The following is an 11,640-nucleotide window of genomic DNA, read 5'->3' on the forward strand; positions in this document are numbered from 1 at the left end:
TGCCCGCTCTGCAGCGATCCACCGTCGATCCATTGTCACAAGGCCCCTCATGTCCGACATCCGCATCCGCGGTGCCCGCCAGCACAACCTCAAAAACCTCGACCTCGACATCCGCACGGGTGAGCTGACGGTCGTGACCGGCCCCAGCGGCTCGGGGAAATCCTCGCTGGTGTTCGACACCTTGTACGCCGAAGGCCAGCGCCGCTACGTCGAGACCTTCAGCGCCTACGCGCGCCAGTTCCTCGACCGCATGGACCGCCCCGCGGTGGACAAGGTGGAGGGCGTGCCCCCGGCGATCGCCATCGACCAGAGCAACCCGGTGCGCACCTCGCGCTCCACGGTGGGCACCATGACGGAGCTCAACGACCACCTCAAGTTGCTGTTCGCCCGCGCCGCCCGCCTGTTCGATCAAAAAACCGGCCAGCCGGTGCAGGAAGACACGCCGCAGTCGGTGTTCGCCGAGCTGTTGCGCCGCTGCGCGCAGCACGAGGGTGGCCAGCGCGTGGTCGTGACCTTCGCGGCCGAGCTGCCCGCCAACACCTCGCCCGAGCAGATGGCAGAGTGGCTATCAGCCAGCGGCTTCTCGCGCATCCAGGCCCAGCGCAAGGTCGAAGGCGCTGATGCCGAGGGCAAGCCCACCGAGCGCCTGGCCCTGGACGTGGTGGTGGACCGCTTCCGCATGGGCGCCGATGCCAGTGGCGCCGACCTGGACCGGCCCCGCGTCATGGAAGCGCTGGAGCTGGCATTCCAGCGCGGCGGCGGCCATGTGACGGTCTATGCCCTGCAGGATGAAGGCGAGGCCGAACTGTGGCGCTTCTCCAGCGGCCTGCACTGCCCGGAAAGCCACCGCCGCTACAGCGCGCCCACGCCGGGCATGTTCTCGTTCAACTCGGCCGCAGGCGCCTGCCCGACCTGCCGCGGCTTCGGCCGCGTCATCGGCGTGGACTTCGGCCTGGTCATCCCCGACGGCAAGAAGACGCTGCGCGGCGGCGCCATCAAGCCGCTGCAAACGCCCGCCTGGGCCGACTGCCAGAACGACCTCGTCAAGTACGCCGGCGACGCCGCCATCCCGCGGGACACGGCCTGGTCCCAGCTCACGCCCGAGCAAAAGGCCTGGGTGATCGACGGCGACCCGGCCTGGAAGGGCAACTGGAACAAGCAGTGGTACGGCATCAAGCGCTTCTTCGAGTACCTGGAGAGCAAGGCCTACAAGATGCACATCCGTGTGCTGCTGTCGAAGTACCGCAGCTACACGCCCTGCCCCGACTGCGAGGGCGCGCGCCTGCAGACCGAGTCGCTGCTGTGGCGCCTGGGTTCGCGCGAGGATGCCGATGCGGTGCTGGCGCCTGCGCTGCGCTTTGCCCCCAAGGGCGTGACCGCAGACCCGGGCATGGCGCGCGAGGCCTTCGAGGCCCTGCCCGGCCTGAACGTGCACGACCTGATGCTGCTGCCGATTTCGCAGCTGCAGCGCTTCTTCGCCTTCGTGACCCTGGCCAAGCGCGGTGACACCGAGGCGCTGTCGCTGCTGCTCGATGAGATCCGCACGCGGCTGAAGTACCTGGTCGATGTCGGCCTGGGCTACCTCACGCTGGACCGCCAAAGCCGCACGCTGAGCGGTGGCGAGGTGCAGCGCATCAACCTGACCACGGCCCTGGGCACCTCGCTGGTCAACACCCTGTTCGTGCTGGACGAGCCCAGCATCGGCCTGCACCCGCGCGACATGGACCGCATCAACCTGGCCATGCAGCGCCTGGTGGACGCGGGCAACACGCTGGTGGTGGTCGAGCACGACCCGGCCGTGATGCTGGCCGCCGATCGCGTCATCGACATGGGCCCCGGCCCCGGCCACCAGGGCGGGCGCATCGTCTTCGATGGCACGCCGGACGACCTGAAAAACGCCGAGACCCTGACCGGCGCCTACCTGGGCGCGCGCCGCCGCATCGGCATCGGCCAACGCCGCACAGTGACCGAGGCCACGCCCCGCCTCATCCTGCAAGGGGCGCGCGAGCACAACCTGCAAAACCTCGACATCGACTTCCCGCTGCAGCGCCTGGTGGGCGTGACCGGCGTGAGCGGCTCGGGCAAATCCACGCTCATCCAGGACATCCTGCACCCGGCCCTGCTGCGCCATTTCGGCGAAGCCACCGAGAGCCCCGGCGCGCACGACGAGCTGCTGGGCGCCGACTGGCTGAGCGCGGTCAACTTCGTGGACCAATCGCCCATCGGCAAGACGGCGCGGTCCAACCCGGCCAGCTACGTGGGCGCCTTCGACGCGGTGCGCAGCCTGTTCGCGCTGACGCCGATGTCGCGCGAACGCAAGTACACCGCCGGCACCTTCAGCTTCAACGCGGGCAATGGCCGCTGCCCAACCTGCGGCGGCTCGGGCTTCGAGCACGTCGAGATGCAGTTCCTCAGCGATGTGTACCTGCGCTGCCCGGATTGCGACGGCACGCGCTTCCGCGCCGAGGTGCGCGAGGCGCAGATCGAGCGGCTCAACAAGAAGCTCAGCATCTCGGATGTGCTGGAGCTGACCGTGGCCGAGGCCGTCAAGCTCTTCGGCCAGGACGTCGACGTGGTGCGCGCCCTGCAGCCCCTGGCCGATGTGGGCCTGGACTACGTCAAGCTGGGCCAGCCCGTGCCCACGCTGTCGGGCGGCGAGGCGCAGCGCCTCAAGCTGGCAGGCCACCTGGTGGAAGCGGCGGCGCACAAGTCCAAGTCGGGCCAGCGCACGGCGCGCAAGGGCACGCTGTTCATGTTCGACGAGCCCACCACGGGCCTGCACTTCGACGACATCGCCAAGCTGATGCGGGCCTTCGCCAAGCTGCTGGACGCGGGCAACAGCATCGTCCTGATCGAGCACAACCTCGACGTCATCCGCGCTTGCGACTGGCTGATCGAGCTCGGCCCCGAGGGCGGCTCGGGCGGCGGGCAGCTGGTGGCCGTGGGCGCGCCGGAAGACCTCAAGCAAGGCGACACCCACACGGCCGTGGCCCTGCGCGAGTACGAACGCGCCATGGGCCTGGACGATGCGCCCGTGGCCACCGCCCTCACTGACATCAAGGCGGCTGAGCGGCCTGCCACGTACGACCTCTCGCCCCAGACCGCAGCCAAGGTGTCTGCCGACGATGGCACCTCGCTGCAAGCCGTGATCGCCGCGCGCCGCAAGCAGCGCCGCGAAGCCGCCGCCAAAGCCCCGGGGCATGACGCCATCGAGGTGGTCAACGCCCACGAGAACAACCTCCAGGGCCTGAGCGTGCACATCCCGCGGGGCAAGTTCAACGTGATCACCGGCGTGTCGGGCTCGGGCAAGTCCACGCTGGCGTTTGACATCCTCTTCAACGAGGGGCAGCGCCGCTACCTGGAGTCGCTCAACGCCTACGCGCGCTCGCTGGTGCAACCGGCAGGCCGGCCCGAAGTCGATGCGGTGTATGGCATCCCGCCGACCGTGGCCATCGAGCAGCGGCTGTCGCGCGGCGGGCGCAAGTCCACCGTGGGCACGACCACCGAGGTGCACCACTTCCTGCGCCTGCTCTACGTCAAGCTGGGCACCCAGCACTGCACCAGCTGCGTCGATGCCGAAGGCCAGCCCATCCCCGTGCTGCCGCAAACGCCCGAGGCCATCGCCGCGCAATGGGTGCGCGACTTCCGCGGCCAGCACATCGGCCTGATGGCGCCGTTGGTGGTCAACCGCAAGGGCATCTACACCGAGCTGGCCAAGTGGGCCTCCACCCGCGGCTTCGACTACCTGCGCGTGGACGGCGAGTTCCTGCCGAGCGCCGGCTGGGGCACGGCCAAGGGCCCGCGCATCGACCGCTACCGCGAGCACACCATCGAGCTGCCGGTGGGCGACGTCGTCGTCACGCCGGAGAACGAAGGCCGCCTGCGCGAGCTGCTGGCCACGGCGCTGGAACACGGCAAAGGCGTGGTCCACCTCATCAGCGGGCTGGAGGGGCTGTCGGAAGCGCTGTCGAATGGCAAGTCCACCCTGCACATGGGCCGCGTCAAGGTGTTCAGCACCGAGCGCGCCTGCCCGAGCTGCGGCACCAGCTACCCCGAGCTGGACCCGCGCCTGTTCAGCTACAACAGCAAGCACGGCTGGTGCCCCGACTGCGTGGGCACGGGCCTGGCGCTGACGCGAGAGCAGCGCAAGGTGATGGACGATTCCACCGCCGCCGAGGAGAACAAGGGCCGCGAGCAAACCTTCGCCGAGCCCGAGCTGGACGACGTGGAAGATGCGGCCTGCGGCACCTGCCACGGCGCGCGCCTGAACCCGGTGGCCTTGGCCGTGCGCCTGGTCGGCCCGGGCCGTGGGCAGTCGGTGGCCGAGGTCTCGGCGCTGTCGGTGAAGGACGCGCGCAAGTGGACCGAGAAGCTCAAGCTCGACGGCCGCGAAGCGACGATTGCCCGCGACATCGTCAGCGAGATCAAGTCCCGCCTGAGCTTCATGGAGCAGGTCGGCCTGGGCTACCTCAGCCTGGACCGCGCCGCGCCCACGCTCTCGGGCGGCGAGGCCCAGCGCATCCGCCTGGCCGCGCAGTTGGGCTCCAACCTGCAGGGCGTGTGCTATGTGCTCGACGAGCCCACCATCGGCCTGCACCCACGCGACAACCAGATGCTGCTGGACGCCCTGCACACGCTCGGCCAGTCGGGCAACACGCTGGTGGTGGTCGAGCACGATGAAGACACCATCCGCCGCGCCGAGCACATCATCGACATCGGCCCCGGTGCCGGTGTGCGCGGTGGCACGGTCGTGGCCCAGGGCTCGGTGGCCGACATCATGGCCAGCGAGGCCTCGGTGACCGGCCGCTGCCTGCGCTCGCCCATGCAGCACCCGCTGCGCGTGGACGCGGACGGCCAGGCCGTGGGCCGCCGCCCGGTGGCCACCGACACGCCGCAACTGCACGTGCACAAGGCGCGGCTGCACAACCTCGACCAGGTCAGCGCCGCCGTGCCGCTGCACCGCCTGGTGGCGGTGACCGGCGTGTCGGGCTCGGGCAAATCGACCTTCGCGCGCGACGTGCTGCTGGCCAATGTGCAAGCCGCCGTGGCCATCCCGCCCAAGCAGCGCGCCACCACCGCACCGTTGTGGACAGGCTGCGAGGGCGTGGACGGCTGGGGCGCCATCGACCGCGTCCTGGAGGTGGACCAGACCCCCATCGGCAAGACGCCGCGCTCGTGTCCGGCCACCTACATTGGCTTCTGGGACACCATCCGCAAGCTCTTCGCTGACACGCTCGAAGCCCGCGCGCGGGGCTGGGCCGCGGGCCGCTTCAGCTTCAACGCCGGCGCCGGCCGCTGCCCCGACTGCGAAGGCCAGGGCATCCGCACCATCGAGATGGCCTTCCTGCCCGACGTGAAGGTGCATTGCGACAGCTGCCACGGCATGCGCTTCAACCCCGAAACGCTGGCCGCCACCTGGCGCGGCAAACACATCGGCGACGTGCTGAAGATGGAGGTGGACGAAGCCGTCGAGTTCTTCGCATCGATGCCGTCCATCGCGCACCCGCTCAAGCTGCTGCAAGACGTCGGCCTGGGCTACCTGACGCTGGGCCAGCCCTCGCCCACGCTGTCGGGCGGCGAGGCGCAGCGCATCAAGCTCGTGACCGAGCTCAGCAAGGTGCGCGACGACATCGGCAAACGCGGCAACAAGGCGCCGCACACGCTCTACGTGCTCGACGAGCCCACCGTGGGCCTGCACCTGGCCGATGTGGAGAAGCTCATCCGCGTGCTGCACCGCCTGGTGGACGGCGGCCACAGCGTGGTCGTCATCGAGCACGACCTCGACGTCATCGCCGAGGCCGACTGGGTCATCGACATGGGGCCGGAAGGCGGCTCGGGCGGTGGCAAGGTGGTGGCCGAGGGGCCGCCGGCGGTGCTGGTGGCCAAGGGCACGCACACGGGCCTGGCGCTGAAAGGCGTGCTGAAGCGCCAGGCTGCGGGCTGAGGGCGCTCCGCAGCGCGCGGCATCACACCGCCGCGTGCACCCGCAGCACGCTGGACCACAGCAGCAGCGTGACCACGGCCGCGGCCGTCGTCCACAGGATGACGCGCGCCACCATGGCCGTGTCCGCGCCTTCGCGCTCGGCCAGCATGGACACATTGGCCGCCGAGGGCAAGGCCGCGGCCAGGGTCAGGGCCAGCACGCTCAAGTGCGGCAAGGCGTGGCCCAGCTCGGCGGCCACGGCCGCGGCCAGCCACACCAGCGCCGGGTGCACCAGCAGCTTGAGCGCCACCAACCACCACAGGGAAGGCGTCACGCCTTGCGCAGGCACGTCTGCGAGCACGCTGACGGCACTGGCATTCACACCGGGCCGCATCTGCGAGCGCGCCACGATGGCGCCCAGCGTCACCAAGGCGACCGGCGTGGCAGCCTGGCCCAGCAGGCGCAGGATGTCGTCCACCGGCTTGGGCAGCGTCCAGCCCAGGGTGGACAGCACCAGGCCCAGCGCCATGGCCTGCAGCAAGGGGTTGCGCAAGGCACCCAGCAGGGAGCGCTTCAGCGCCACCAGCGGGCCCGGGTCGTTGGCGTCCAGGTCCGCCGGCAGGTCGTCGGACTCACCCGCGGGTGTGTCAGGGTGCGGATGAGGGTGGGAGTGCGCCCAGGCCATCGCCAGCGAGCAGCTCACCAGCACGTCGATCAGCAAGGTCGCCGCCACCGGCCCGGCCGCGTCCGGCCCCAGCAGGCTGGTCAGCAGCGGCAGGCCCAGGAAGCCGGTGTTCGGAAAGGCCGTGACCAAGGCCGCCAGCGCGCCGTTGCGCCGCGACAGGCCCGCACGCCGCGCCCACCACAGGCCCAAGCCCATCACCGCCAGGCTGGCCGCGGCATAGACCCACAGCAGCGTGGCGCTGGCACCCGCCTGCAAGCGCCCTTGCGCGGCCAGCCGCAGCAGCAGCGCCGAGAGGGCGAAGTACAGCACGAAGGTCATCAGGCCGCCAATGCCATCGACCGGCAGCAAGCCCCGGCGCGCGGCAATCCAGCCCAGGGCGACCAGGCCAAAGAATGGCGCCATCAGCGCGAGTACGTCCAGCATGGGCGGGATTGTGCCGCGTCAGGCCTTGGGCGCGAACCGCAGCATCAGGTCCACCAGGTGCTCGCCGGCCGGCGTGAGCGGCAGGTCGGGCCGGCGGATCAGCACCACATCGGGGGCGGGCAGGACCTCCTCGACGGGGATGATCTGCAAGGCATCGGCCGTGAGCGGGAAGTCTTCCCACTGGCGCGGCAGCATGGCCAGCAGGTCGGTCTGTGCCAGCGCCACCATCAGCGACAAGGCGCTGCCCGCCTGCAGGATGACGTTGGGCGGTGGCAGCGCGTAGCGCGCGAACAGCCGGGCCAGGTCTTCGCTGGCGTTGTAGTCGATGGAGGTGGTGGCCCAGTCGGCCGAAGCCAGCGCCTTCAAGGACGAGGCCTGGCTCAAGGGGTGGCCCTTGCGCCCCACCACGGCGCGCGTGTTGCTGAACAAGGTCTCGACCGCCAGGCCCGGTGCGGGTTGCAGGCGCGGCGCGGCACCGAGGTAGAAGTCCACGCTGCCTTCGCGCAAGCGGCTTTCCAGGTCGGGGAAGAGGCCCTCGATGAGCTGCAGGCGCACGCCCGGGTAGCGCTTGCGGAACATGGGCAAGGCCCCGGGCAGCAAGCCCGCGTGCGGCATGATCGACAGCCCCGCCACCAGCGTGCCCTGCCCATCGCCCAGCACCTGGCTGAGCTCGTCGCGGGCGCGCCGTGCTTCGTTGACGATGAGGCTGGCGCGCTGGTAGAAAACGCGCCCGGCGGCGGTGAGCGTCATGCCCTGCGCCTGGCGGTCGAACAAGGTGGCGCCCAGGTCCTTCTCCAGCGAGCGCACGCTGCGCGTCAACAGGGGCTGGGCGATGTCGAGGTGGCGGGCAGCGGCACGCAGGCTGCCGTGCTCCACGATGGCGACGAGGTCGCGTAACTGCGTGAGTTTCACTAGGGTTTTGCCGGGATGAGCAATGCGTATCGCTTTGCCGATTCTGGCATCTTCTCCGCATCCCTTCGCCTGTCTAAAGTGCACTCAACCGCCCGATGAAGCGGTCAACAAGGAAGCACCTGGACCATGAAGCGAAGCACCCCCTGGGTTAACACCCATGCGCCCCGCAGCGCCCACCAGACCGGCTTGCCGGACTGACACCGGCCCAGGCCCAGCCCCTTCCGCCCACCCTCTCCATCCCGTCAACCCGATGCGTTCGGGCCCGCACCTGCGGGTCGCGCCGCTGCATGCCTCACCCGCATGCCTCACCCCAAGGAAACCACCATGTCCACCTCTCCCCGCAAGAAAGCCCTCGTCACCGGCGGCGCCACCGGCATCGGCCGCAGCGCCGTGCTGGCCCTGGCCCGCGCCGGCTTCGACGTCGCCATCAACTACGCATCGAGCGCCAAGGCCGCGCAGGCCGTGGCCGCCGAAGCCCAGGCCCTGGGCGCGCAAACGCTGCTGCTGCAGTGCGACGTCAGCGACGACCAGGCCGTGCGCCAGATGATGGCCAGCATCGGCGAGGTCTTCGGCCACCTCGACGCCCTGGTCAGCAACGCCGGCACCACCGCCAGCTGGAAGGTCAAGGACCTCGACAGCCTGGACATGGCCGAGTGGGACCGCTGCTTCGCCGTCAACGTGCGCGGCAACTTCCAGGTCGCCCGCGCCGCCGTGCCCCTGCTCAAGAAGGGCACGAACCCGGCCATCGTCAACACGGCCAGCATCGTCGGCCTGCGCCCCGGCCCGCAACCGCCGGCCTACGCCGCCAGCAAGGCCGCCGTGGTCAACCTCACCAAGACCCTGGCCTGGAACCTCGGCCCCGAGATCCGCGTCAACGCCGTCGCCCCGGGCTGGATGGAAGGCGAGTGGATGGAACGCATGCTGGGCGAGAAGTACGAGGACCTCATGGGCAAGCGCGCCAAGCAGACCCCGCTGCGCCGCTGCGTGACGGCCGACGACGTGGCCGAAGTGATGCTCAACCTGCTGACGGCCAACCGCTTCGTCACGGGCGAGATCGTGGTCATCGACGGTGGCTTCACCGCATCGACCTGATCCGCACACACCCCGAGGAGACCCCCATGCTGCAAGGATTCGTGCCCTTCCCCGAGGATTTCGCCGCGCGCTACCGCGCCCAGGGTTACTGGCGCGACCAGTCCCTGGCGCAAGAGTTCGCTGCCGTGTTCGAGCGCTTCGCCGAGCGCACCGCGCTGATCGACGGCGAGCGCCGCTACACCTACGCCGAACTCGACGCTGTCAGCGACAACCTCGCCCTCAACCTGCTCGACCTCGGCCTGCAGCCGCTGGACCGCGTCGTGCCCCTGCTGCCCAATGTGGCCGAGTTCGTGGTGTTGTACTTCGCGCTGCAAAAGCTCGGTTGCATCCCGATCGCGGCGCTGGTCACGCACCGCCACGCCGAGCTCAACCAGTTCGTGCAGCTGTCGCAGGCGCGCTGCGTGGTCTATCCGACCGCGGTGCGCGAGCAGGGCGGCGAGTTCCGCTTCGCACCCATCGTGGAGCGCGTGCAGGCCGAGCACGCCTGCCTGCAGCTGCGCCTGGTGCTGGGCGAAGCCGGCCCTGGCGAGCACTCGCTGACCGCGCTGATCGCCCAGCCCGCCAAGCGCCCGGTTGCGGACCTGCGCAAGGTCCGCATCGAACCGACCGACCCGTGCATCTTCCAGCTCTCGGGCGGCACCACGGGCATCCCCAAGCTCATCCCGCGCACCAACAACGACTACGCCTACAACAGCAAGGTCGCCGCCGAGGTGGCCGGGGTCGATGCGGAATCGGTGCTGCTGCTGGTGCTGCCCATCGCGCACAACCTGCCGCTGGCCTGCCCGGGCATCCAGGGCTTCCTGTTCAACGGCGCCACGGTGGTGCTGCACGCCAACACCAAGCCGGCCGAGATGTTCCAGCTGATCGCCCAGCATGGCGTGACGCACATCAAGGTGGTGCCTGCGCTGCTGATCCGCCTCATCAACGACCCGGCGATTGCCGAGGCGCAACTCGACTCGGTCAAGCAGATCCAGAGCGGTGGCCAGCGCATGCAGCCCGAGGTGCGCATCCGCACGCGCCAGCTCTTTCGCAACGCCTTCGTGCAGGAGAACTTCGGCATGAGCGAAGGCCTGCTGATGTTCGTGCGCCAGGGCGACCCGGAAGAGGTGCTGCTGGAGACCTGCGGCCGACCGGTCTGTGCGGACGACGAGCTCAAGCTCATCGACGACGACGGCCGCGAGGTGCCCGATGGCGAGGTCGGCGAGCTGGCCTGCCGCGGCCCCTACACCCTGCGCGGCTACTTCGGCGTGCCCGAGTACAACGCGCGCCAGTTCACCGCCGACGGCTTCTACCGCTCCGGCGACCTGATGCGCAAGCACCCCTCGGGCAACTACGTCGTCGAGGGCCGCAAGAAGGACCTCATCAACCGCGGCGGCGAGAAGATCAGCGCCGAGGAGGTCGAGAACCTCATCCTCATGCACCCGGCCGTGCAGAACGTGGCCTGCGTGCCCATGCCCGACGCCGCCCTGGGCGAAAAGATGTGCGCCTTCGTCGTGCCGCGCGCCGGCACCACGCTGACGTTGCCCGAGCTGGTGGCCTTCCTGCAAACGCAGGAGATCGCCCGCTTCAAGCTGCCCGAGCGCCTGGAGCTGCTGCCCGACTTCCCCGTGTCCACCTTCGGCAAGGTCTCGAAGAAGGCGCTGGGCGAACGCATCGCGGCGCAACTGAGCGAAGAAGCCCAAGCCAAGGCCCTGGCGGCCTGACACACCCACCCCTCACAGGAGCACCCCATGCGCATCATCGACCTGCACTGCTACCCCGGCACCCCCACCTGGATCGACTCCCAGGGCCCCTACCCCGAAGCCCTCGCCCGCTACTGGAAGCGCGAATGGGTGGGCAAGTCGGAAGAAGACGTCGTTCAAGAGTTCACCACCGCTGGCGTCGAAGCCTGCCTCGTGGCCCTGGACTTGGAGACCACCGTGGCCAGCCCACCTTGCACCAACGAGTACGTGCACGGCATGTGGCAGCGCCACCCCGATCGCATCATCCAGTGCTGGGGCGCGGTGGAGCCGGCCAAGGGCGAGATCGCCATCCGCCAGGTGAAGAAGGCCGTGACCGAGCTGGGCTTCATCGGCTTCCACTTCCACCCGATCATGCAGCACTTCGCCGTCAACGACCGGCGCCACTACGACCTCTTCGAGGAGATCAATGCGCTCGGTGCGGCCGTGATGATCGACGTGGGCACGACGGGCATGGGCGCGGGCATGGCCGGTGGCCACGGTGCGCGCATCCGCCATGCGCACCCCGGTGCCATCGACGACCTGGCCGCCGACTTCCCGAACCTGAAGATCATCATGGCCCACCCCGGCTGGCCCTGGGTGGACGAGACCACGGCCGTGGCCTTGCACAAGGGCAATGTGTACTGGGAGATGTCGGGCTGGGCGCCCAAGCACTTCCCCGGCAATTTGAAGGTGGACATCCGCGGGCGCCTGCAGGACAAGATCATGTTCGGCAGCGACTACCCCAGCCTGCCGTACGAACGCATCCTGCGCGAATGGTCCGAGCTGGGCTACAGCGACGCGGTGATGGACAAGGTCATGCACGGCAACGCCGAACGCGTGTTGGGGATCTGATGACCCACCCCCGAGCGGCCACGGCCGCTCCC

The 11,640-nt window shown here is 69.5% G+C and carries 6 protein-coding genes; 4 read left to right on the top strand and 2 right to left on the bottom strand.

Translation table 11 applies throughout. From position 1 onward, the window contains the following. Nucleotides 1-49: 49 nt before the first annotated feature. Nucleotides 50-5,944: an excinuclease ABC subunit UvrA gene (gene uvrA / locus EV672_RS15315; RefSeq protein ID WP_208110785.1), complete on the top strand. Its 5,895-nt coding sequence runs from the start codon at nucleotides 50-52 to the stop codon at nucleotides 5,942-5,944. A gap of 22 nt (nucleotides 5,945-5,966) precedes the next feature. Here uvrA and EV672_RS15320 read toward each other — a convergent pair whose 3' ends face one another. Together EV672_RS15320 and EV672_RS15325 are read right to left on the bottom strand one after the other, a co-directional pair. Next, nucleotides 5,967-7,031, bottom strand: coding sequence for an AEC family transporter (locus EV672_RS15320; protein WP_133610764.1), 1,065 nt, complete (start codon nucleotides 7,029-7,031; stop codon nucleotides 5,967-5,969). A gap of 18 nt (nucleotides 7,032-7,049) precedes the next feature. Then, on the bottom strand, nucleotides 7,050-7,943 hold the full coding sequence (locus EV672_RS15325) for a LysR substrate-binding domain-containing protein (RefSeq protein WP_166643603.1): 894 nt from the start codon (nucleotides 7,941-7,943) through the stop codon (nucleotides 7,050-7,052). Between the two features lie 324 nt (nucleotides 7,944-8,267). On the opposite strand from EV672_RS15325, the gene EV672_RS15330 reads away from it, so the two are divergent. The 3 genes from EV672_RS15330 to EV672_RS15340 are packed head-to-tail and all read left to right on the top strand — an operon-like array spanning nucleotide 8,268 to nucleotide 11,608. Further along, nucleotides 8,268-9,035 (top strand): SDR family NAD(P)-dependent oxidoreductase, encoded by a 768-nt coding sequence (locus EV672_RS15330; protein WP_208110786.1) that lies wholly within the window; start codon nucleotides 8,268-8,270, stop codon nucleotides 9,033-9,035. 26 nt (nucleotides 9,036-9,061) lie between these two features. Continuing rightward, complete coding sequence (locus EV672_RS15335) at nucleotides 9,062-10,738, top strand: (2,3-dihydroxybenzoyl)adenylate synthase (RefSeq protein WP_133610769.1); 1,677 nt, start codon at nucleotides 9,062-9,064, stop codon at nucleotides 10,736-10,738. A gap of 27 nt (nucleotides 10,739-10,765) precedes the next feature. After that, a complete protein-coding gene (locus EV672_RS15340; protein WP_133610771.1) occupies nucleotides 10,766-11,608 on the top strand; it encodes an amidohydrolase family protein in 843 nt (280 codons plus the stop codon). The last annotated feature ends 32 nt before the right edge of the window (nucleotides 11,609-11,640 follow it).

The sequence above is a fragment of the Aquabacterium commune genome (assembly GCF_004362855.1).
GTDB classification, from domain to species: Bacteria; Pseudomonadota; Gammaproteobacteria; order Burkholderiales; family Burkholderiaceae_C; genus Aquabacterium; species Aquabacterium commune.